The 22,073-nt window shown below is 74.2% G+C and carries 21 protein-coding genes; 10 read left to right on the forward strand and 11 right to left on the reverse strand.

Annotated elements, in window-relative coordinates; genetic code table 11:
* Positions 1-26: 26 nt before the first annotated feature.
* From EES43_RS16725 to EES43_RS16735, 3 genes are read right to left on the reverse strand one after another with little or no spacing between them, the layout of a single operon-like run.
* On the reverse strand, positions 27-746 hold the full coding sequence (locus tag EES43_RS16725; protein ID WP_124269452.1) for an ABC transporter ATP-binding protein: 720 nt from the start codon (positions 744-746) through the stop codon (positions 27-29).
* Entirely contained in the window at positions 743-1,801 is a 1,059-nt protein-coding gene (locus tag EES43_RS16730) for an efflux RND transporter periplasmic adaptor subunit (RefSeq protein WP_206430068.1), read from the reverse strand. Before EES43_RS16730 ends, EES43_RS16725 begins: the two co-directional genes overlap by 4 nt.
* Complete coding sequence (locus EES43_RS16735; RefSeq protein ID WP_124269454.1) at positions 1,798-2,328, reverse strand: hypothetical protein; 531 nt, start codon at positions 2,326-2,328, stop codon at positions 1,798-1,800. The genes EES43_RS16730 and EES43_RS16735 overlap by 4 nt, the downstream gene beginning before the upstream one ends.
* Positions 2,329-2,454: 126 nt before the next feature.
* Between EES43_RS16735 and EES43_RS16740 the strand changes: the two genes are divergently transcribed.
* Together EES43_RS16740 and EES43_RS16745 are read left to right on the forward strand one after the other, a co-directional pair.
* Positions 2,455-3,144: a response regulator transcription factor gene (locus tag EES43_RS16740; RefSeq protein WP_124269455.1), complete on the forward strand. Its 690-nt coding sequence runs from the start codon at positions 2,455-2,457 to the stop codon at positions 3,142-3,144.
* Entirely contained in the window at positions 3,141-4,313 is a 1,173-nt protein-coding gene (locus tag EES43_RS16745; RefSeq protein ID WP_124269456.1) for a sensor histidine kinase, read from the forward strand. Before EES43_RS16740 ends, EES43_RS16745 begins: the two co-directional genes overlap by 4 nt.
* A 69-nt stretch (positions 4,314-4,382) precedes the next feature.
* Here the strand turns inward: EES43_RS16745 and EES43_RS16750 are convergent, their stop codons facing one another.
* Positions 4,383-5,138 carry an SIS domain-containing protein gene (locus EES43_RS16750; RefSeq protein WP_124269457.1) on the reverse strand — a complete coding sequence of 252 codons (756 nt, stop codon included), beginning with the start codon at positions 5,136-5,138 and terminating at the stop codon, positions 4,383-4,385.
* Between the two features lie 266 nt (positions 5,139-5,404).
* On the opposite strand from EES43_RS16750, the gene EES43_RS16755 reads away from it, so the two are divergent.
* The gene (locus EES43_RS16755) at positions 5,405-6,097 is read left to right on the forward strand and encodes a metal-dependent transcriptional regulator (protein ID WP_124269458.1); all 693 of its coding nucleotides are present in this window, start codon (positions 5,405-5,407) and stop codon (positions 6,095-6,097) included.
* Positions 6,098-6,845: 748 nt separating this feature from the next.
* Complete coding sequence (locus tag EES43_RS16760) at positions 6,846-7,739, forward strand: alpha/beta fold hydrolase (protein ID WP_124269459.1); 894 nt, start codon at positions 6,846-6,848, stop codon at positions 7,737-7,739.
* 6 nt (positions 7,740-7,745) lie between these two features.
* On the opposite strand, the gene EES43_RS16765 is transcribed toward EES43_RS16760, so the two are convergent.
* Genes EES43_RS16765 through EES43_RS16775 form a run of 3 tightly spaced genes read right to left on the reverse strand, consistent with a single transcriptional unit; the run spans position 7,746 to position 10,929 of the window.
* Positions 7,746-9,383, reverse strand: a complete 1,638-nt coding sequence (locus tag EES43_RS16765; RefSeq protein ID WP_124269460.1) for a transporter — start codon at positions 9,381-9,383, stop codon at positions 7,746-7,748.
* Positions 9,380-10,204 (reverse strand): ABC transporter ATP-binding protein, encoded by an 825-nt coding sequence (locus EES43_RS16770; RefSeq protein WP_124269461.1) that lies wholly within the window; start codon positions 10,202-10,204, stop codon positions 9,380-9,382. Before EES43_RS16770 ends, EES43_RS16765 begins: the two co-directional genes overlap by 4 nt.
* A 38-nt stretch (positions 10,205-10,242) precedes the next feature.
* A complete protein-coding gene (locus tag EES43_RS16775; protein ID WP_124269462.1) occupies positions 10,243-10,929 on the reverse strand; it encodes a bifunctional DNA primase/polymerase in 687 nt (228 codons plus the stop codon).
* A gap of 255 nt (positions 10,930-11,184) precedes the next feature.
* Between EES43_RS16775 and EES43_RS16780 the strand changes: the two genes are divergently transcribed.
* Together EES43_RS16780 and EES43_RS16785 are read left to right on the forward strand one after the other, a co-directional pair.
* The gene (locus tag EES43_RS16780) at positions 11,185-12,567 is read left to right on the forward strand and encodes a transcriptional regulator (RefSeq protein ID WP_124269463.1); all 1,383 of its coding nucleotides are present in this window, start codon (positions 11,185-11,187) and stop codon (positions 12,565-12,567) included.
* 159 nt (positions 12,568-12,726) lie between these two features.
* Positions 12,727-14,265, forward strand: coding sequence for a hypothetical protein (locus EES43_RS16785; protein WP_124269464.1), 1,539 nt, complete (start codon positions 12,727-12,729; stop codon positions 14,263-14,265).
* A gap of 54 nt (positions 14,266-14,319) precedes the next feature.
* Here EES43_RS16785 and EES43_RS16790 read toward each other — a convergent pair whose 3' ends face one another.
* Positions 14,320-15,603 carry an ABC transporter substrate-binding protein gene (locus EES43_RS16790; protein ID WP_124269465.1) on the reverse strand — a complete coding sequence of 428 codons (1,284 nt, stop codon included), beginning with the start codon at positions 15,601-15,603 and terminating at the stop codon, positions 14,320-14,322.
* 174 nt (positions 15,604-15,777) lie between these two features.
* Here EES43_RS16790 and EES43_RS16800 point away from each other — a divergent pair, with 174 nt between their 5' ends.
* Both EES43_RS16800 and purU read left to right on the forward strand, forming a co-directional pair.
* Positions 15,778-16,224: an SCO4402 family protein gene (locus EES43_RS16800; RefSeq protein WP_124269467.1), complete on the forward strand. Its 447-nt coding sequence runs from the start codon at positions 15,778-15,780 to the stop codon at positions 16,222-16,224.
* A gap of 28 nt (positions 16,225-16,252) precedes the next feature.
* Positions 16,253-17,149, forward strand: a complete 897-nt coding sequence (purU, locus tag EES43_RS16805; RefSeq protein ID WP_124269468.1) for a formyltetrahydrofolate deformylase — start codon at positions 16,253-16,255, stop codon at positions 17,147-17,149.
* 18 nt (positions 17,150-17,167) lie between these two features.
* Here the strand turns inward: purU and EES43_RS16810 are convergent, their stop codons facing one another.
* The gene (locus EES43_RS16810) at positions 17,168-18,460 is read right to left on the reverse strand and encodes a zf-HC2 domain-containing protein (RefSeq protein WP_124269469.1); all 1,293 of its coding nucleotides are present in this window, start codon (positions 18,458-18,460) and stop codon (positions 17,168-17,170) included.
* A complete protein-coding gene (locus tag EES43_RS16815; protein WP_124269470.1) occupies positions 18,457-19,050 on the reverse strand; it encodes an RNA polymerase sigma factor in 594 nt (197 codons plus the stop codon). The genes EES43_RS16810 and EES43_RS16815 overlap by 4 nt, the downstream gene beginning before the upstream one ends.
* Positions 19,051-19,406: 356 nt before the next feature.
* Here EES43_RS16815 and EES43_RS16820 point away from each other — a divergent pair, with 356 nt between their 5' ends.
* Together EES43_RS16820 and EES43_RS16825 are read left to right on the forward strand one after the other, a co-directional pair.
* Entirely contained in the window at positions 19,407-19,781 is a 375-nt protein-coding gene (locus EES43_RS16820) for an STAS domain-containing protein (RefSeq protein WP_124269471.1), read from the forward strand.
* Between the two features lie 83 nt (positions 19,782-19,864).
* A complete protein-coding gene (locus tag EES43_RS16825; protein WP_124269472.1) occupies positions 19,865-20,389 on the forward strand; it encodes an EF-hand domain-containing protein in 525 nt (174 codons plus the stop codon).
* A gap of 54 nt (positions 20,390-20,443) precedes the next feature.
* Here EES43_RS16825 and EES43_RS16830 read toward each other — a convergent pair whose 3' ends face one another.
* Entirely contained in the window at positions 20,444-22,015 is a 1,572-nt protein-coding gene (locus tag EES43_RS16830) for a class I adenylate-forming enzyme family protein (RefSeq protein WP_206430069.1), read from the reverse strand.
* Positions 22,016-22,073 lie beyond the last annotated feature (58 nt).

A 22,073-nucleotide genomic window follows, 5' to 3' on the forward strand; every position in this document is an offset into this window, starting at 1 on the left:
CGGGCTCGGGTCCCGGCGCGGGCCCGTCACAGCCGCGCTCCCGTCGCGGCGGGGGCGCGGTCGGCCGCGGGCCCGTTGCGCACGTCCGCGACCACCTGGCCGTCCCGGATGCGCACTTCGCGGGGCAGCCCCCGGGCGATCTCCCCGTCGTGCGTGATCACCGCGATGGTGGCGCCCTCCCGGTTCAGATCGCGCAGCAGCTCCATGACGGCCGCGCCGGACACCGAGTCGAGCGCGCCGGTGGGCTCGTCGGCCAGCAGCAGGGCCGGTTCGCCGACGACGGCCCGCGCGATGGCGACCCGCTGCTTCTGACCGCCGGAGAGCTGGTGCGGCCGGTGGTCGAGGCGGTCGGCGAGCCCGACCCGCTCCAGCGCGGCGGCGGCCCGGCGACGCCGTACGGAACGCGACAGGCCGGAGTAGAGCAGGCCCTCGGCGACGTTGTCGAGGGCGCTCACGCCCGGCACCAGGTGGAACGCCTGGAAGACGAAGCCGACGTGCTGGGCGCGCAGTGCGGAGAGCCTGCGGTCGGAGAGCTTCGCCACGTCGTGCCCGGCGATGTGGACAGAACCGGCGGTGGGCCGGTCCAGGGTGCCGACGATGTGCAGCAGGGTGGACTTGCCGGAGCCGGACGGGCCGACGATGGAGAGGAGTTCGCCCTCCTCGACGGTCAGGTCCACGCCGCGCAGCGCGGCGACCCCGCCCGGGTACTCCTTGGTGACGCCCGTGAGGCCGACGACCGTGCTCATATCTTCGGCACCCCGACCTTCATGCCCTCGCGCACTCCCGCGCCCGACACCTCGACGCGGCCCTCGGCGAACATGCCGAGCTCGACCTTCACCTCGCGGACGCCGCCGTCCGCCACGATCTGGAGGCCGAAACCGCCGGCGGGCAGGGCCAGGAGCGCGTTCACGGGGACGCTGAGGACGCCCTTGCGGGTTTCCCCGGCCAGGTTCACCGTGACCGGCGACTGGTCGAAGCCGTCGACGTCGTCCGGCTTGTCGAACGACACGGTCAGGGTGACCTTGGGGCTGGTGTCCTGCGGGTCGGTCCCGGGCTTGGCCGTCCTGCCGACCGAGGAGACCGTGCCGGGCGCGGTGCTGCCGTCGGGCAGGTCGACCGTGACCTCGGTGCCGGCCTTGGCGAGCCGGCTCTCGGCGACGTCGAGCTGGAACGTCACGACGCGTTCGGAGCCGGTGGTCGTCAGGACGGGTGCGCCGGGCTGGGCGAGGTCGCCCACGGACGCCGCGACGCTCTTGATCCGGACCTTGGCCGCGGCGAACGCGACGTCCCCCGGCCCGACCTTCCCGGTCTGCTTGACGCCGTGGGACTTCTGCCAGCGCTTGACGGCCGCCGCGGTCAGCTCGGTGTACTCGTCGTCGGGGGTGAAACCGGTGTAGCCGAGCTGTGCGAGATTGCGCTCCAACTGCTCGACGTCCCGGCCGCTGTCGCCCGGCTTCAGCGTGCGGTACATCGGGCCGGAGCCGTACATCAGCCGGACCGCCCTGCCGTTGACCTCGTACAGCCGCTCGTTCCGCTCGACCGTGGAGCCGGTGCGCGGGGTCCAGGTCAGGGTGCCCGCCACCGCCGCGTTGATCTTGCGCTGCCTGTCGTAGCCGAGGGTGCCGTCGGCCCGCGCGCTGTCGCGCAGGTCGCCGCGCTCCACGAGCGCCGTGGCCGGCGGCAGCCCGCCGTCCTTCGGGGCCGCCGCCTCCGGTCCGGAGCCGAACTGCGTGAGGGCCACCGACGCGGCGGCCACCGCGAGCACCGCCGCGGTGGCCGCCACGACGCGTCCGCGCCTCATCGACCGGCGCTTTCGCACGCCGCGTTGGCCTTCTCGAACTTCTTCATGTCCCCCGGCTTCAGCGCCGGGGCCGCCGCCATCGCGCCGCCCTCGAACTTCGGGTCGGGCATGTCGATGCCCTTCTCGCGCATGCACCGGGCGAAGGCGAGCATCTTGTCCTTCTCGGCCTGGCTGAGCTCCTTGGGCCCGCCGTTGGGGGACTTGTCCTGACAGGTCTTGAACGCCTTCTCCATCTCCGCCTTGGTCTTGCCGCCGCCGTCGATGGTGGACATCTCCTTGCTGCCCGGCTTGGGCTCGGGGACGTTCAGGCCCTGCTCGCGCAGGCACTTGCGGTGCTCCAGCGCCTGGTCCTCGGCCGTCTTCTCGGTGTCCGAGGCCGAGCCGGCGCCCTTGGTGCCGGTGCCGCCGCTGTCGCCCGAACACGCGGTCGCGGTCAGGACCACCGACAGGGCCATCAGGCAGGCGGCGGCGGTGGTGCGCCGACGGGACCGCGTGGTGGTGCTCGGTCGGGAAAGGATCGCGTTCATGAGGGCTCCTCGTCCGTTGCAGACAGGCGGATGCGAACGGTCCGAGGGTGCGCGAGGGGCCGGTTTCGTTTCTCTCAGCCCGAACGCTTATGCCGACGAAACAACCTCTTCGGGTACACAGAACCCATGCGTGTGCTGGTGGTGGAGGACGAGGAATTCCTGGCCGGGATGATCGCCGAGGGGCTGCGCCGCGACGCGATCGCGGTGGACGTGGCCGGCGACGGCCTCGCCGCGCTGGACAAGCTCCGGTTCGGCGCCTACGACGTGATGATCCTCGACCGCGACCTGCCGGGGCTGCACGGCGACGAGGTGTGCCGCCGGGTCGTCGGCGCGCGCCTGCTGACGCGCATCCTGATGCTCACCGCCTCGGGGACCGTACGGGACCGGGTCACCGGTCTGGGGATCGGCGCCGACGACTACCTGACCAAGCCTTTCGCGTACGACGAGCTCCTGGCCCGGGTCCTGGCCCTGGGCCGGCGGGCCCGCCCGGCGCTGCCGCCGGTCCTGGAGCGGGCCGGACTGACCCTGGACACCGCCCGCCGCCAGGTCTGCCGCGACGGCCGCTACCTCTCGCTCTCGCGCAAGGAGTTCGCCGTGCTGGAGACCCTGCTGCGGGCCGAGGGCGCCGTCGTCAGCGGCGACGACCTGATCGAGGAGGTGTGGGAGGAGGACACCAGCTACCGCACCAACGCGGTCCGGGTCACCCTCTCCAAGCTCCGCGCGAAACTGGGTGCGCCCCCGGTGATCGAGACCGTGCCCGGGGCGGGGTACCGCATCGGCGAGGGCCCCGCCGCCGGACCGGAGGACGCGCGGTGAACGGGGAGCGCGCCCGGCTCACGGCGCTGTACGGCGGGCTGCTGGTGCTGGCCGGGGTGCTGCTGATGGGCGGCGTCTACCTGCTGGTCAGCGAGGACCTGTACGCCAATGTCCTGATGGCGGTCGCCCCGACCGTGCCCGCCGGCGCCGTCCAGCGGGGCGTCGAAGTGGCGCCCGCGCTGCCGACGTCCGCCCTGGCGGAGACCGCCGTCCTGCAACCGGGGCAGTACGCCATGGCCCAGCGGGTCAGCACGGTGGCCGGTGACGCGGCGCTCAACCAGCTGCTCACCGTCTCGGCGATCTCCCTCGCCGCGTACTCGGCGCTCTCGGTCGCCATGGCCTGGTGGATGGCGGGCCGGGTGCTGCGGCCGGTCGGCGTGATCACCGCCCGCGCCCGCCGGCTCTCCGGCAGCAACCTGCACGAGCGCCTCGCGCTGAAGGCCCCGCCCGGGGAGCTCAAGGAACTGGCCGACACGTTCGACGGGATGCTCGACCGGATCGAGGAACTGGTCGCCGCCCGCCAGCGCTTCGCCGCCAACGCGGCGCACGAGCTGCGCACGCCGCTGGCGGTGCAGCGCGCGGCGGCGGAGATCGGTCTGGCCGACGACCCGTCGCCCGAGAAGGTCGCCTGGATCCGGGACAAGCTCATCGACACCGCCGCCGACAGCGAGCAGCTGATCGAGGGGCTGCTGCTGCTCGCGGTCTCCGACGAGGGCCTGCGCCGGCGCGAACGCGTCGCCCTGGACGAGACGACGGCCGAGGTCGCCGGGAGGCTGGCCGCCGAGGCGAAGGCCCGGTCCGTCACCGTGGAGGTGTCGTCGCGGCCCGTGGCCGTCGAGGGCGACGCGGTCCTGCTGGACCACCTCGTGCACAACCTGGTCGCCAACGCGGTGCGCCACAACCACCCCGGTGGGACCGTACGGGTCACGGTGGGCGCGGGCGGGCTGGAGGTGTCGAACACGGGGCCGGTGGTGGACCCGGCGACCGTGCCGCTGCTGTTCGAGCCGTTCCGCCGGGCGCAGGCCCGTCGGCACGCACCTGGCGAGGGCGCGGGTCTGGGCCTGTCCATCGTGGCGTCGGTCGCGCGGGCGCACGGCGGCGAGGCGAGCGCGAGGGCCAATCCGGGCGGCGGCCTGACCGCCCGGGTCGCGCTGCCGACGCGGCGGTAGCGGCGCGGGCGAGGCCCGGTCGGAGGCGGTGCCGGTGGCGGAATCGGCGGCGGGTGTCAGCGGCGCGTGTCAGTGGCGGTAGAAGATCCGGTCGCGGTACTCCGTCATGACCCGGCCGTTCCACTCGTGGCCGCCGTCCACGTTGCCCGAGCGCAGGAGCGGCGGCTCGACGCCGCGGGCGGCCAGCCGCTCGGCCGCCGCCGCCATCACCGCCTGCATGATCGCGCTGGTCACCACCGTCGAGGCCGGGGCGAACGGGGCTTCGACGCCGGGCGCGGTCAGCTCCGCGTCCCCGACCGCGATCTTGCTGTCCAGGACGATGTCGCAGTGGTCCCGCAGGAAGCCGCCCGAGGCGTGCCGGGAGCGGGTGCCGTCCGCGTACGCCACGGAGGTCACGCCGACGACCGTGAGGCCGAGGGCGCGCGCGTTCTGCGCCATCTCGACGGGCAGGGCGTTGCGGCCGGAGAGCGAGATGATCACGAGCAGGTCGCCGGCGGAGGCGGGCGAGGAGTCCAGGACGGCCGAGGCGAGTCCGTCCACCCGCTCCAGCGCCGATCCGAGCGTGGCGGGCATGACGTCCACGCCGACCGTGCCGGGCACCGTGAGCAGGTTCATCAGGGCCAGTCCGCCCGCCCGGTAGACGACGTCCTGGGCGGCGAGGGAGGAGTGCCCCGCGCCGAAGGCGAACAGCCGGCCGCCCGCCGCCACGGTGTCGGCGATCGCCGCCCCGGCGGTCGCGATGCCGTCGGCCTCCTCGTCGCGCACCCGCGTCAGCAGGCCGATCGCTGCGTCGAAGAACTGACCGGCCAGCTTGCTGTCGCTCATCGGGAGAGCCCTTTCGGCGGGATGATCGAGAGGATCGGGGCGTTCTGCGCGGGGTGGGAATGCCGGCGCCGCGGATTACGTTGCGGTCTGGACCAGTGGCCTGTCAACAGGGCCCGGCGGGCTCCGCCGCCCAGCCTTCCGCCCAGCCTTCCGCCCAGCCTTCCGCCCGGCCTCCCGTCGGCGCGGCACGGTTGTCGGCGCGATGCGTCAGAATTGACGCAGGGCCATCGCACGACGTTTGTTTGTCACAGCATCGAGGGGCACGTATGTCCGGACTGATCGACACCACGGAGATGTATCTCCGCACCATCCTCGAACTCGAAGAGGAAGGCGTGGTCCCCATGCGCGCCCGGATCGCGGAACGGCTGGACCAGAGCGGTCCGACGGTCAGCCAGACGGTGGCCCGCATGGAGCGCGACGGGCTGGTCCAGGTGGCCGGGGACCGGCACCTGGAGCTGACCGAGGAGGGCCGCCGCCTCGCGACGCGCGTGATGCGCAAGCACCGGCTCGCCGAGTGCCTGCTCGTCGACGTGATCGGTCTGGAGTGGGAGCAGGTCCACGCCGAGGCATGCCGCTGGGAGCACGTGATGAGCGAGGCGGTGGAGCGGCGGGTGCTCGATCTGCTGCGCCACCCCACGGAGTCCCCGTACGGCAACCCCATCCCGGGCCTGGAGGAGCTGGGCGAGAAGACCGAGGCCGACCCGTTCCTCGACGACTCCATGGTGAGCCTGGCCGAGCTGGACCCGGGCGCGGACGGCAAGACGGTGGTGGTGCGCCGGATCGGGGAGCCGATCCAGACGGACGCCCAGCTGATGTACACGCTGCGCCGGGCGGGCGTGCAGCCCGGTTCCGTCGTGAGCGTGACCGAGTCGCCCGGCGGGGTGCTGGTCGGCTCCAGCGGGGAGGCCGCCGAGCTGGATTCCGTCGTCGCGGCGCACGTCTTCGTCGCCAAGCGCTGACCCGGTCGCCGCGAGCGGGGCGCCACGGCTACCGAACCGTGACGCCCCGCTCGTCGATTTCCGTGCGGAACAGCAGCGCCCGGCCGCGCGGCGTGCCACGCTGAGGTCAGGCATATGACCTGAGGGCGCCGGCCGGTGCGGTCGGCGGCCGGGGAGGGAGCGGGAAATGCGCCCGTCGTACCGGAACGCGCACCGCGAGGCGGGCGTCGCGGTCCCGGATGCGCCGGAGCCGCCCGCCCCCTTGCCGGCTGCCCCGACGCCGCCCGCTCCGGTCCTGGAGCACGTGAAGGCGCGGGTGCGGCGGAGATTCGCGCCGCACCTCGCCAACGTTGTCGAACGGAACGCCGTCGGCGGACGGGCCTGGGGCGCACGGCTTCACGCTGTGCGCCCCAGGCCCGTCCGGCGTTCGGGGGCCGTCGTGTCGGGCGAGGGGCGTGCGCCGGTCCGGAACAGGGGGCGGCCCCGGCGCTCGCGGGCGCCGGGGCCGGTCCTCCCCCGTGCTGACCCGGAGCCCCGAGCTCTCAAGGTCAACTCCCGTGGGCCGATGTCCCCGAGCGGCCCGCCTCCCGGGATAGATCTTTTCCCGGGCCGCCGGGGCCAATCCTCGGAGGGTGTCACTCGAACGTGGGATGTTGAACGGCGAATCCTCGTTTTCGAATAAAGGTTCGATAGTCTGACGGGACGCGAACCAGTCGGCGATCGAGGACCAGCCAGTCGGTGATCGAGGACCAGAAGGGGTGCCAGGACTATGGTGCGGCGCATCGACGTGACCGGAGCCGACGGCGTGAACCTCGCGGCGTGGGAGTTCGCGGATCCGCCCAAGGAGAGCGCGGAGGCGGACGGGGCTCCGGGCGTATTACTGCTGCACGGACTGATGGGCCGGGCCTCCCACTGGGCGCCCACCGCCCGCTGGCTCGCCGAGCGGTACCGCGCGGTCGGCCTCGATCAGCGCGGCCACGGCCGCAGCGAGAAGCCCGCCGACGGGCCGTACACCCGTGACGCCTACGTCGGCGACGCCGAGGCCGCGATCGAACAGCTCGGGCTCGGCCCCGTCACCGTGGTCGGCCACGCGATGGGAGCGCTCACCGGCTGGCAGCTCGCCGCCAAGCGTCCCGACCTGGTGCGCGCCGTCGTCATCTGCGACATGCGGGCCTCCGCCCTGGGCGCGGCCTCGCAGCGCGAATGGAGCGACTGGTTCGCCTCCTGGCCGCTGCCCTTCGCCACACTCGCCGACGTACGGAAGTGGTTCGGCGAGGACGATCCGTGGGTCGAGCGGCCGAACCCGTCCCGCGGCGCGTTCTACGCCGAGGTGATGGCCGAGCGCGAGGACGGCTGGCGGCCGGTCTTCTCCCGCCGCCAGATGCTCCGCTCCCGCGCCACCTGGATCTTCGACGCGCACTGGGAGGAGCTGGCGCAGGTGCGGTGCCCCGCCCTGGTGCTGCGCGGGCTGGACGGCGAGCTGGGCCGGGCCGAGGCGCAGGAGATGGTCCGCGTCCTGCCCCGCGGCCAGTACGCCGAGGTGGCGGACGCGGGCCACCTCGTCCACTACGACCAGCCGGAGGGCTGGCGGGCGGCGGTGGAGCCGTTCCTGGAACAGCTCGCCGAGGACAACCGCGAGGACCGCGAACCGGTCGCCCCGTAGCCGCGGTCAGCCCTTGCTGACCGCGGCCAGGATCTCCGGCAGCCGGTTCGCCGTGCGCGGGGCCGCGACGCGCAGTCCCGCCCACCCGAGGGCCGTGCCGTACGCGACCCCGATCGGCACCACGAGCCACAGCGCGTCCTGCCGGTCCGAGACGTGCAGCCAGACCACCAGGGCGATCACCGGCGCGGTCAGCACGGCGGAGGCCGCCATGCCGCCGAGGATCGAGATCCACGCCAGCCCGCCCTGCCCCGGCACCACGTTCTTGAACGCCCCGTCCTGCGGGATGGAGTACGGGAACAGCGCCGAGGCCACCGCGCCCGTCGCGAGCATCGCGCCCAGCAGCGCGAGCGACAGCCCCAGCACCCCCGGCAGCGACCGCCAGGCCCCGAGCACCGCCGCCGTCACCACGCAGACCAGCAGCGTGTACGGCAGGGTGATCAGCAGCAGGGCCAGCGCCCGCGCCCGCAGCTCGACGTACGCGTCCCGGGTCGAGGAGATCGTCAGCGCCACCATCCAGAAGGCCGAGGTGTCCTGGCCGAACTGGTTGTACATCTGCATGCCGAGCATCCCGGCGGCGAAGCACGCGAAGTAGACCGACCCGGCGCCCTGCAACGCGTTCAGCACCGGCACGATGAGCCCGATCGCCAGCGCCGTCACCCAGGCCGCCTTCGTCTTCGGGTCCCGCGCCACGTACCGCAGGCTGCGCATCGCGACCGTCGCCGTACGGCCCTCCGGCAGCAGCGCCGACAGCCCGGAGCGGCCCGACTCCTTGCGCTCGGGCTCCGCCGCGGCCAGCGTGGAGCCGTCCGGCGAGGTCATCAGCTTGACCAGGCTCTGCCGCCACAGCCACAGCAGCGCGCCGAGCGCCGCGCCCGTGATCAGCGTCTGCGCGACCGCGGCCCCGTACGCGCCCTGCGATGCCGCGTCGACGGCCGCGACGGCCGAGGCCCCCGGCAGCCACCGGACCACGTCCGCGGCCGGCTCCAGCGCGGAGAGCCCGCCCGCCCGGCCGAGCCGCTGCGCACCGAAGTTGACGAACTGGATGCCGACCGCGATCACCAGCCCGCTCAGCACCGCGAGGTCGCGGCCCTTGCGGGAGTTGAGCAGCCGGACGTTGGCGGTGGCGACGGCCCGCGACAGCGCCACGCACAGCAGCAGCGTCAGCGGGACGGCGAGCACCGCGAAGACCACGCCGGCCGCCCCGTGCGCCAGCGCGAGCACCGAGCCGAGCACGAGGCACAGCGTGAACAGCGGGCCGATGCCGACCAGCGAGGAGACCAGCAGGGCCCGGACCAGTGGCCGCGGGCGCAGCGGCAGCATCACCAGCCGGGTCGGATCGAGGGTGTCGTCGCCGCTCGGGAAGAACAGCGGCAGCACGGCCCAGCCGAGGGCCACCACCCCGGTCAGCAGCACCACGAGCGCGCCCGCGTGCTCGTGGCCGCGCAGCAGGACCAGGCCCAGCACCTGGCCCGCGGCGAGCAGCAGGGTGACGACGAGCGAGGCTATGAACGCCGCCCTGCGCCCGGCGGACTGCCGCAGCCCGTTGCGCAGGAGCGTCAGCTTGAGCCGGACGAAGACGGGGGTCAGGCGGGTGGTGGGGGCCGCCGGGGCCGCGCCGCCCACCGGGGCGTCCAGCACGCTCATCGGTCGCCGCCCAGCCAGTCGAGCGAGTCGCCGGTGTCCCGGCCGCCCGCGCCGACCAGTTCGAGGAAGGCGCTCTGCAGGGAGGGGGCGTCGCCCCGGACCTCCGCCAGCGTGCCCTGCGCCTTGATCCGGCCGGCCGCCATCACCGCCACCCAGTCGCACAGCGACTCGACCAGCTCCATCACATGGCTGGAGAAGACCACGGTCGCGCCGGACCGGGTGTAGCGCTCCAGCACGCCGCGGATCGTCTGGGCCGACACCGGGTCGACGCCCTCGAACGGCTCGTCCAGGAAGAGCACTTCGGGGTTGTGCAGCAGCGCCGCCGCGAGGCCGATCTTCTTCCGCATCCCGGTCGAGTAGTCCACCACCAGCTTGTGCTGCGAGCCGGCGAGGTCCAGCACGTCCAGGAGCTGGGTGGCCCGCTTGTCGACCTCCGCGCCCGGCAGCCCGCGCAACCGCCCGTTGTACGCGAGCAGTTCGCGTCCCGAGAGCCGCTCGAAGAGCCGCAGCCCCTCCGGCAGCACGCCGATCCGGGACTTCACCGCGACCGGGTCGCTCCACACGTCGTGCCCGGCGACCTCGATCGTCCCCCTGTCGGGCCGGAGCAGGCCGGTGACCATGGAGAGCGTGGTGGTCTTGCCCGCTCCGTTGGGACCCACCAGGCCGACGAACTTCCCCGCTGGCAGCTCCAGATCGATGCCCGAGACGGCGACCTGCTCGCCGAACCGCTTCCACAGCCCCTGTATGCGAACGGCGGGCCGCGCCGCGCGCGCACCCGCCTCCGCCTCTGTATCCGTACGTGCATCCGCCCGGTCCGGCATGGCACAGCCTTTCGATATCCCCATAGGTGGGGACCAGCCTACGAAAGGCGCGCCCGGGCGTCGGCGGCTTCGCGGGCACAGGCGTACGCCAGCGGGCTGATCAGTTCGTCCACCTCCGGCAGCCACCGGTTGACCTGAGTGGGCCGGCGGGCCCACTGCACGGCCCCGCGCCCGCCGATCCGGGTGGGCGGCGCGGCGATGTAGTGGCCCTCGCCGCGGCCCACCAGGTCGATCGCGCGGGCGTTCCAGCCGAGCGCGCGCACGAGGTCGGTCACCTTGGCCGCCGCGCCCGGCGCGACGAAGAAGAACATCCGGCGGTCGGGCGTGCAGGTGACCGGGCCGAGCGTGAGGTCCATCCGCTCCATCCGGGCCAGCGCCAGGAATCCGGCGGACTCGGGGACGTCGAGGGCGTCGAAGGTGCGGCCGGTCGGCAGCAGCACCGAGGCCCGGGGCTGCCGGGACCACATGCGCCGGGCCGCCGCGCCGCTTCCGGTCGCCTGGCCCGCCCAGTCTGGCCGGGGCGCGTGCGCTCCGGGGCGGGCGCAGTCCGGCTCCCCGCAGGAGCAGCGCTCCGAACCGTCCGCCGCCTCCAGCCAGGTGCCGGGGAACACGTCCCAGTGGCGTTCCTCCGCGTACCGCACCGCGGCGTCGAGCAGGTGATCCCCTCGCTGCTGGGGGACCTGGGCGGCTTCCGTGACTCCGATGGGCTCTTCCACGCTGAGCACAACTACCGCCGCCACCTGGGGTTACGGGCGCGGCGGAGCCGGGACCGGCGCAGCGGCCCCGCACGCGGGGCGCATCGGTGCACGGGCGGGGGCGCGCAGGGGCCGACGCACCGACGCGCGGGTAGCCACCAGCGGGACCGGGCAACTCGCCGTGCCCTCAACGAATGCCGATGGAATATGCGCATTTCTTGTGTATGTGACGGGCAGTGATCCTTCCACCGATCACCGCGTATTCAGACTGTTTCAGGGGGAAATGTGGCAGCACGACCTCTCGTGGCCCGCCAGCCCAACGAACGGCTCCAGACGCTCATCCAGGAAGCCGCCTGTTCCAACGCGGGCCTCGCGCGCCGCGTCAACATGGTCGGGGCCGAGCGCGGACTCGACCTGCGGTACGACAAGACGTCCGTGGCCCGCTGGCTGCGCGGCCAGCAACCACGGGGCAGGGCCCCGGGGATCATCGCCGAGGCGCTCGGCCGCAAGCTCGGCCGCACGGTCACGATCGACGAGATCGGCATGGCCAACGGCAAGAACCTCGCCTCCGGCGTCGGCCTCCAGTACGCGCCGACCGTGCTCGGAGCCATCGAGCAGGTCTGCGAGCTGTGGCGCAGCGACGTGGGCCGGCGCGATCTGCTCTCCGGCTCGGCCGTGGCCGCGTCCGCCCTGGTCGAGCCCAGCCGCGACTGGCTGATCTCGGGAGCCGATCCGCAGGTCGCCCGGTCCGCCGGGTCCCGGGTCGGGCCGGCGGACGTCGAGGCCGTGCGGGCGATGACCGCCGCGCTCGTCGACCTCGACCACCGCTTCGGCAGCGGCCACGTCCGGCCGGTGCTCGTGCACTACCTCAACAGCGTCGTCTCCGGGCTCCTTTCGGGGTCCTACCGGGAGGCGGTCGGCCGGGAGCTGTTCGCCGCGGTGGCCCGGCTCACCGAGCTGGGCGGCTACATGGCCGTGGACACCGGTCAGCCCGGACTCGCCCAGCGCTACTACATCCAGGCGCTGCGCCTGGCCCAGGCGGCGGGCGACCGGGCCTACGGCGGCTACGTGCTGGCCGCCTCGATGAGCCATCTCGCCGCGCAGCTCGGCAACCCGCGCGAGATCGCGCAACTGGCGCGGGCCGCGCAGGAAGGGGCCCGGGGCCAGGTCACCCCGCGCGCGCAGGCGATGTTCTACGCGGCCGAGGCCCGGGGGCACGCGCTGATGGGCGACGCCCGCACGTGCGACGCGGTCGCGGGGCGGGCCGTGGCCGCGCTGGAGCAGGCCGACCCGAAGGGCGGCGACGACCCGGCCTGGATCGCGCACTTCGACACCGGGTACCTCGCGGACGAACTGGCCCACTGCCACCGGGACCTGGGCCAGGCGGACGCCGCCGCGCGCCGGGCGAAGGAGGCGCTGGCCGAGCTGCCGGAGACCCGGGCCCGACGCCGGGGCATCGCCCTGGTGCTGCTCGCCTCGGCGCAGGTGCAGCAGCGCGACGTGGAGCGGGCCTGCCGCACGGGCACGCGGGCGATGGAGCTGCTGGGGACGGTGCGCTCCAGCCGGGGCGCGGAGTACCTGGACGACCTCCAGCAGCGGCTCGTGCCGTACGGGCAGGAACCGGCCGTGCGCGAGTTCGGCGAACGGCTGGAGCTCCAGGCCGCCTGAGCCGCGGACCGGCCGGCGCGCCCCATAACAGCGCCGTCGGCGGGCCGGGTGTTACCCGGCCGGTGAAGGGGCGGCGCGGGCACGACGCGCTTGGCGGAGCCGGGTGGCCACCCGATAGCGTGAGCCGACGATTCCGTAGGTTCACACGTAGGAGTCCCGGTGACGCAGAGCGGACAGGGCGGCGAGCGACAGCTCCCCGCTGGACGACCCGCGCACGAAGGTGTCGTGCTGCCCTCCGACGGCGGGGCCCCCTGGAACCCGGGGGAATCCACCGGCGGCCCGGCCGGTCAGGACGACCGGGGCGGACAGGCGGCGCCCGCCGCGGGGCAGCCGTGGGGCGGGTCCTGGGAGCCGCGGCCCGAGGCCCCGCCGCAGCAGCCCGGCGTGCAGGCGCCGGGGGCGTACGGCTACCCGCAGCCGCTGCCGCCCGTGCAGCAGGGGCCGGGGCAGGGATACGGCCAGGGCGCGGGCGGGTACGAGCAGCCGCCCCACCCGGGGCCCTACCAGCAGCCGCAGCCGTACGCGCAGCCGCTGCCGCCGGAGGCCGGCGGGCCGGGCCCGCACAGGGCGCCGGGCGGCGACGCGGACGCCACGCAGTTCATCGCCCCCGTGCCCGGCGGCCCGGGGCCCGGCGGGCTGCCGCCCGAGCAGCCTCCGGCCGCCTCCGGCGGCTACCCCGGAACGCCGGGACCGGGCGGCGACGCGGACGCGACCCAGTACATACCGCCGGTGCCCGGCGGCGCCCCGTACGACATCCGGCCGGGTGCGCCGGGGGACCGGCAGCCGCCCGCCGAGTTCGACAACCTCTTCCGCGCGGAGGGGCCCGCGGGCGCCACGCAGCAGATGCCGCGGTTCGACGCGGCCCAGCAGCCCCCGCCCCCGTACGGGCAGCAGCCCCCGCCCCCGTACGGGCAGCAGCAGCCGCACCAGGCCCCGCCGCCCCAGCAGCCCTACCCGGGCGGCCAGTTGCCGCCCCACACCCCGCCGGGCTACGGGCCCGGCCCCCAGGGGCCCCACGGCGGCGGCCCGCACGAGCCGCCCCGGCAGCACGGCGGCGACGCCCCGCGCCGGCGGTCCGCGCGCGTCCTGATCGCCGCGGTCGTCGGCGGCTGCGCCGTGATCGGGCTCGGCGCGGGCGCGCTGATGAGCGGCGGCGACGAGCCCGCCGACGACAAGCGGCCGGTCGCCTCGCAGAGCACCACGGCGCAGGAGGAGCCCACCACGAAGGCGGCGGTCGACCCGGCGAAGCCCCAGGCCGAGGCGTTGGACAAGCTGCTGGCCGACAGCAACGACAGCCGCGCCGCGGTGATCAGCGCGGTGGAGAAGATCAAGTCCTGCAAGGACCTGGACCGGGCCGGCGCCGACCTGCGGGGCGCCGCCCAGCAGCGCCGCGACCTGGTGACCCGGCTCGGCGGCCTGAGCCTGGACGAGCTGCCGCGGAACGCGGACCTGACGACCTCGCTGACCAAGGCGTGGAAGGCGTCGGCGGCGGCCGACGAGCACTACGCCGCCTGGGCGCGGCAGGCCCAGAAGAACAAGGGCGTCTGCAAGGGCGGCCGGGCCCGGTCCACGAACGAGACGGCCCGCGCCAACCAGCAGAGCGGCGAGGCGACCGCGGCGAAGCAGCAGGCGTCCGGACTCTGGAACGCGATCGCCTCGAAGTACGGCCTGACCCAGCACGGCCCCACCGAGCTGTGACCCCGACGGCCCGCCGCTCCCCCCGGGGCGGCGGGCCGGCCGGACGCGGGGCCGTCAGCCCGCCGCCGTGCGCGGGACGTCGGCGAGCGCGTCCGTGACGTCCACGAAGCCCTCCCGCTGGGCGGTGAGACGGCCCTCGCGGACCACCTGGAACGTCACCTTCGCGTTGACGATCCGGGGGTAGGCGAAGGTGCCGATCATGTCCTTGAACCGCCAGCGGAGCACCGGCGTCAACCCGCCGGTGTCGACCTCGGCGCCCCGGTTGAGGGCGTTGACGATCCGGCCCGCCGTGATCGCGCCCTCACCGCCGATCGCCTCGACGACCTCGCGCAGCGCCGTGTACGCGATCCAGGTGGTCTGCACACCGGTGTCGTCCGGGTCGACGCGGTTGTCCTTGAAGGCGTACTTCCCGATCACCCGGCGCATCTCGTCCCAGCGCGGATCGCCCGCGTCCGGGTACCAGCCGGTGACGTAGGCGCCCTCGAAGGGGCTGTCGCGTCCGCCGGTGCGGTCGATGAGCCGCTGGCTGACGCTGCCGAGCACCGAGGAGATCCTGGCCCGCTCGCCGTCCGGTCCGAGCCGGCGCAGGGAGTCGACGAACGTCTCGGTACGGGCTCCGAGCACCGCGGTGACGCAGCTTCCGCCGGTGCGGCCCAGCGCCTTCGCCGCCTGCCCGTCGTAGGAGGTGGCGTCCTCGGCGGCCAGGATGTCGGTGGAGGCCGGCCGGTGCGCCGCGAGCAGCCCGGTGTCCAGGAGCTGCGGCATGCCCGCGCCGACGATCGAGTCGGGCCGCACCAGCGAGACCCGTTCGCAGCTGCTCGCCAGCTGTCTGCCGTGGCCCGCCAGGAGGGCCGGCTGGCCGCCGTTGACCGGGAAGGAGAGGTAGCTCTCGAACTCCTCCGCCGAGGCCCCGTAGCCGCCGATGTAGGGCACGCCGCCCGCCTCCAGCGCCGGGATGAAGCTCTGCCCGTACCGGCTGTAGGAGCCGACGACCGCGGCCACCTTCCGGTCGACGGCCTCCCGCGCGCAGCGCTCGGCGCCGGCCGCGGTGTCGTCCTCGTCGCAGACGACCACCTTCAGCTCGCGCCCGCCGATTCCGCCCTGCTCGTTGATCCAGCGGGCGTACGTCCGGGCCATCGCCGGCACGCCCGGCATGCTCACCGCGTCGGCGTCCTCCACCCGGTCGGGGGCCCACGTCATGACGGTGACGGACCCCCCGGAGCCCCCCGGGTCCCCGGGGAGCACGCCGCAGCCGGACAGCGCCGTCGCCCCGGCCGCAGCCGCGCCGACGGCACACTGGAAGGAGCGGGAAAAGGTGGGGCGTCGCCGTCCGGTCATGGACGGGAACACTTCCGCGCCCGGGGTAACGACGCGGTGTCCCGCGAGCAACGCTCGGTGACGCGCGGGTGAATTGCGGGGGGCCGTGAGGGCCCGGCGCGGAGGAACGTACGATCGACGACCGTGCAGCAAGGTTCGGAGAACACTTCCCGTCGCGGCCGTCGCTCCTCCACCATGGGCGTCATGCCGCTCACTGACATGCCGTGGTGGCGCTGGCGCACCAACGTGCGCTCGGCGCTGCACATGCTCTCCGACCCCGTCTTCCACCACGAGTGCTGGCTCGCCGGCCGGGAGGGCTACGGGGACGTCACGGACGCCGTGTACCGCCTGGTCGAGGACACCTGGCTCGACAACTGGTCCGCCGAGAAGTACGTCGGCACCATATTCCGGGACTCCGCCGAGGCGGCGGCCGTGGACACGGCCGCGCTGCGGGTGCTGCGCATCATGCACCAGGTCGGCGCGGACGCCCCCGTGTCGGCCTACCTGGAGCACCACGGCTGGCCGGAGGCCGTCCGGGCGGCCCGCGAGGCGCACGTGATGCTCGCCGCGAACGACGCCGAGGACCCGGACACGCCGCCGCACTCGTTGGACGTCATCCGCATCATGACCAGGACCGCCTGACCCGGGGCGGGTGTGGCACCCTACGAGGATGACCGTGCCGCAGCCCGCCTCCTCCGCCGCCCCGGACGCCGTCGCGCCCGAGCAGTACGTCCTCACGCTGTCCTGCCCCGACAAGCAGGGCATCGTGCACGCCGTGTCGAGCTATCTCTTCATGACGGGCTGCAACATCGAGGACAGCCAGCAGTTCGGCGACCACGACACGGGCCTGTTCTTCATGCGCGTCCACTTCTCGGCGGACGCCACCGTGACGGTGGAGAAGCTGCGCGCCAGCTTCGCCGCGATCGGGCAGGCGTTCCGGATGGAGTGGCAGATCCACCGGGCGGCGGACCGGATGCGGGTCGTGCTCATGGTCAGCAGGTTCGGGCACTGCCTCAACGACCTGCTGTTCCGCGCCGGCAGCGGCGCGCTGCCGGTGGAGATCGCGGCCGTCGTCTCCAACCACACCGACTTCGCCGAGCTGGTCGCCTCCTACGGCATCCCGTTCCGGCACCTGCCGGTGACCAAGGACGACAAGCCGGAGGCCGAGGCGCGGCTGCTGGAGCTGGTCCGGGAGGAGGACGTCGAGCTGGTCGTCCTCGCCCGCTACATGCAGGTCCTCTCGGACGACCTGTGCAAGCAGCTGAGCGGCCGGATCATCAACATCCACCACTCGTTCCTGCCGAGCTTCAAGGGCGCGAGGCCCTACCACCAGGCGCACGCGCGCGGGGTCAAGCTGATCGGCGCGACCGCCCACTACGTCACCGCCGACCTCGACGAGGGGCCGATCATCGAGCAGGAGGTCGAGCGGGTCGCCCACGACGTCACGCCCGACCAGCTGGTCGCCGTGGGCCGGGACGTGGAGTGCCAGGCGCTGGCCCGCGCGGTGAAGTGGCACGCGGAGCGGCGCATCCTGCTCAACGGCCGCCGCACGGTGGTCTTCACCTGACGTCCGGCGGGGCCGCTCTCACAGGCGGCTGAGCGAGGCCGCCGTGAACAGCACGTCGCGGATGGCCTCGCGGTCGCCCTCCTGGCCCGCCGCCGCTTCCACCGGCGAGATGTGGCCCGCGACGAGCCGGCAGAACTCCACGCCGTCCAGGGCCACCTGCGCCACCGCCCGGTCGCCTGAGCCGAGCGCGGCCGGCGAGTCCAGCGCGATGTACCAGTCCCCGCCGCCGTGGCCCTCGACCTCCAGGTGCAGCGACCGGCCCGGAGCGCCGGCGGCGACCAGGTCCTTCGCCGGTCCGGCCCGTCCCGAGCGGCGGCGGCCCGCGAGGGCGGCCGGGAGCAGCCGGGCGGCGAGGTCGATCATGCGGTGCAGATGCGCGGCCGACGGCGCGGCGTACGGGTAGTCGACGGCGTCGGCGATGTCTCCGCCGTGCACCCAGCACTCGAAGGCGCGGTCCAGCAGGGCGTCCTGGAGCGGCAGGGCGAAGTCGCCGTAGGAGACGGAGAGTTCGGCCACGTTGCGGCCGACGAACGACGACGTGCGGATCAGCTCGTGGCTCAGGTCCCGCCAGGGTTCGCGGATGTTCCCGGTGGGCGGCCGGCCCGTCGCCGCCCAGTACGTCTCGGTGCGCTCGGTCGGGGAGAGCGGCGCCTCGGCCCCGCCGAGCGGGTCGTCGAGGCCGAGCGCGGCGGAGACCAGCCCGTCGACCGCCATCAGATGGCTGACCACCCCGGCCACCGTCGTGCGGCGGGAGACGGCGTGCTCCTCCTCGAACCACCGCAGCCGCACCGGCGCGTGCCACTCGGAGTCGCCGATGTCGCGGAGCAGCGCGTCGAGCCGGGCGGTCTCCGCGTCGTACGGCACGGCCCACTCGGGCACCGGTATGCGCGCCGGGCGGCGGCTCAGGCAGCCGTCCATCACCCGGGACCGCAGCGTCGGGTCGAGGTCGAGCGAGCCGTCGGTGTGCAGCAGGCCCACCGCGTCGCGCAGCCGCAGGGCCTCGTCCGCGCAGGGCGCGCACCCGGTCAGGTGCTCCTCGACGGCGGCGGTCTCCCCGGCCGAGCAGGCGGACAGCGCCCACGCGCCGAGGAGGGCCTTGAGGACCTGGTGCGAGAGGGCGGGCACGTCGGACGGGGCGGGACGCCCGGGCAGCGGGACCTCCGGCACGGCGAGATCCGGCACGGCGGGGTCCGGTACGCCGGGGTCCCGCTCGCCGGGAGCCCGCGGGAGGTCGCGATCGTCGGCCGCGCCGCGCGGGCCGGGTATGCGCCGGGCGCCCCGTACCCCGTCGTCGCGTCCGCCGCCGGTCACCGGACTCGTCCGTATCCGGGCGGGGAGAACCCGTCGAGCGGGCGGGCGTTCGCGGTGGAGAGCAGCTGGAGTCCGAGCCGGAGCCGGCGGCGGGCCTCGTCCTCGGTCACGCCGAGGTCGGCGGCCGTCTGGCGGTAGTCCCGGCGGTGGACGTAGGCCAGCTCCAGGGCCCGGCGCAGCGGGGCGGGCATCGAGGAGACGATGTAGTCGGCGCGGGCGGCGGCGGTCGCGCTGCGCACCCGCCGCTCCAGCTCCTCCGGATCCGGCACCGCTCCCTCGCCGTGCTCCTCGGCGTACGCGGACGTCTCCGCGCGGCGCAGCCGCTGCACGGACCGCCGGTGGGTGAGGCGGGCCACCCACGAGCGCATGGAGCCCTGCTTCGGGTCGTAGGCGCCCGGGTCCTCCCAGATCTGGGCGAAGACCTCGCGGGTCACCAGGTCGGCGGCCTCCTGGTCGTCGAGCATCCGGTGCGCCTGGCTGTGGACGAGGGAGGAGAAGCGGTCGTAGAGCTCGCCGAGCGCCGCCGCCTCGCCGCGTGCCAGCCGCTGCTGCATCCGGCGGTCCCAGCGGGGAGGTGCGTCCTTCGCCATGAAACCCCCAGCCCCGGTCCGTACCCGAATCCGTGATCCACTCTCTTGCCCTCGTCGTCCGAATGTAGTCCGCCGCGCGGGGCGTGCACGCGCCTTTGCGTCAACTGTCCGCCTCGGTGTTCCTCCGTCCGTCTCCGCGCGGCTTCGGCGGACCGCGTTTTTTCCGGTCCGGCCGCCGGGGCGCTGTTCTCACGGCTGAGCAGGGGAAACGGGCCCGAAGTGATCATTTCCACCGGAAACCCCCTGGGCCGCCGCGCCCGGCCCGGTGTTTCATGGATGAGCGGTTGGGCAGCAGCCGCGATGAGGAACCGAAACTTCCGGATTGCCGGGAGCCCCGGAACGAGAGGTCCAGTGGCGTGACGCTGAAGGTGGACGAAACCGAGCAGGGCTCCTGGACCGTGCTGCAGATACGCGGTGAACTCGACCTCGTGACGTCACCCGTCGTGCGTCAGTCCGTCCACGAGGCGGTGGCGGAGGGGCAGCACGATGTGGTGCTCGATCTGTCCGGTGTCTTCTTCTGCGATTCCAGCGGCGTCGGCGTGCTGATCGCGGCCCGCCGGCTGATGAAGTCCTGCGGCGGCCGGCTGCGGCTGATCCTGCCCGCGCGCGGCGCGGAGGACGGTTCCCACGTCAACAAGGTGCTGGGCGCGCTCGGGGTGCGCCGGCTGTTCGACGTGTACGCCGACGCGGCCTCGGCGATCGACGAGGAGTGCCGGCCGCTGACCGCCTGAGGACGGCGTACCGGTACCAGGTCGTCACACGGGTGCGGCGGCTCGGTGACACGGCGGGGCTCCGGGCGACGTACGCTCCCCGCATGGACAGCGCAGAGTACGAGCGAAAGATCGCGCACCGCTTCGCCGCCTTCGACCAGGACGGCAACGGCACCATCGATCGCGCCGATTTCAACGCCGCCGCGGCCCGTCTGCTCGCCGAGTTCGGTACGACGGCCCGCTGCGACAAGGGCCAGGCCCTCTACACCGGGGCCGAGGCGTTCTGGCAGGGCATGGCGGGCATCGCCGACGTGGACGGGGACCAGCGGGTCACCCATGAGGAGTTCGTGGGCGGGGCGGTGAAGCGGCTGCGGGACAATCCGGAGCGCTTCGCGGAGATCGCCCGGCCGTTCCTGCGCGCGGCGATCGCGGTCGCGGACAGCGAGAACGACGGCAGGGCGTCCGTGGCGGCCGTGGAGCGGGCCCTGCGGGTCCTCGGGGCCGGCGAGGAGGTCGCGGGCGTCGCGGCGCAGAGCCTGGACGCCGACCATGACGGCCGGATCGCCGAGAGCGACGTGGTCGGCGCGCTCGCCGTCTACTTCACGGTGATCGAGCCGGACGCGCGATGACCGAGGGCCGCCGGCGCGGCGTGCGCCGGCGGCCCCGCCCGGCCGGGGCCGGGTTCAGCCGCCGAACCGCTCGCGCAGCCGGTACTTGAGCACCTTGCGCAGCGTCTCGTTGCGGGGCAGCGCGTCGAGGATCTCCAGTTGCTCCGGGATCTTGTGGACCGACAGGCCCTCCCGCCGCAGGTGGCCGCCGACCTCGGCGAGGTCGAGGGGCGCGGTGCCGGGCACCTGTTCGACGACCGCGCAGACGCGTTCCCCGCGCTCCGGGTCGGGCAGGCCGACGACGGCGGCGTCGGCCACGGCGGGGTGGCGGTGGAGCAGGTCCTCGATCTCCCGGGCGGAGATGTTCTCGCCCTTGCGGATGATGACGTCCTTGAGCCGTCCGGTGAGCGTGAGGTGGCCGCTCTCCCGGAGCCGGCCCAGGTCGCCGGTGATCAGGAAGCCGTCGGCGTCGAAGGCGGCGGCCGAGGCGCCGGCGTCCAGATAGCCCCGGCAGACCGCCTCGCCGCGCAGTCGCACCTCGCCCTCCACGCCGTACGGGAGGGGCCCGCCCCGCTCGTCGGTGATCCGGATCTCCATCCCGGCGGGCGGCCGTCCCTCGGTGTGGGCCAGTTGCTCCGGGGTGTCGTCCGGGGAGCCCATGGTGATCATCGGGACCTCGGTCATGCCGTAGCCGTGGGTCAGCGCCACGCCCATCTCGCGGACGACCTCGTGGTACAGCTCCGGCGGCTTGGGGGCCCCGCCGCCGGCGAGCAGCCGCAGGGTCGGGACGATCCGCCGGCCCGGGGCCTTGCGCTGCTCGGCCAGGAGCATGGAGTAGAACGCGGTCGACCCGCCCGCCACCGTCACTCCGTGTCGCCGGTACTCCGCCAGGGCGTCCGGCAGCGCGAACTGTTCGAACATCACGGCCGGGCATCCGTACAGCAGCAGCATCACCGTGTAGTCGGGCCCGGCGACGTGCGCGTACGGGAACGCCATCGAGCCCACGTCGTCCGCCGACAGCCGCAGCGCGTGCGCCAGGCAGGAGCCGGCCGCGATCAGCCCGCGGTCGGTGTGCAGGACGCCCTTGGGGTCGGAGGTGGTGCCCGAGGTCCAGTAGATCCACCGGACGGCACCGCCCTCGGCCGGGGCGGGCGGCGGCGGCAGCACGGCGGGATCGCCGTCGGGGAGGGCGTCGTACGCCTCGAACACCTGGGGCGGGCGTTCCAGCCGGGCGGCGAGCCGGTGGGCCATCGCGGTGTGGTCGAAGCCGCGCCACACGCCCGGCACGGCGAGGTGCGCGGCCTTCGACTCCCGCAGGGCGAAGGCGACCTCGCGCTCGCGGTAGTACGGGATGAGCGGTGTCTGCACGGCCCCGATCCGGGCCAGGGCGAAGGAGAGCAGGGCCGTCTCCAGCCGGGTCGGCAGCTGCCAGGCGACCACGCCGCCCGCCCGCACCCCCATCCCGTACAGCCCGGCGGCGACCCGTTCCGCGCGGGTCCGCAGCTCCCCGAAGGTCAGGGCGCGGTCGTCCTGGAGCAGCGCGGGGAGGTCCGGGGTCAGGGCGGCGCGGCGTTCGATCAGCTCCCAGAACGTGCGGGAGGCGCCCAGGGCGTGGGCGGTCCGGGTCACGTCGTTCACGGCGGTCACAGCGGTCCCTCCGAACTGACGGTCAGTCAGACAGTGCGCAGAGCGTAGGACTCCGCGC

Source organism: Streptomyces sp. ADI96-02, from assembly GCF_003846185.1.
Taxonomy (GTDB): domain Bacteria; phylum Actinomycetota; class Actinomycetes; order Streptomycetales; family Streptomycetaceae; genus Streptomyces.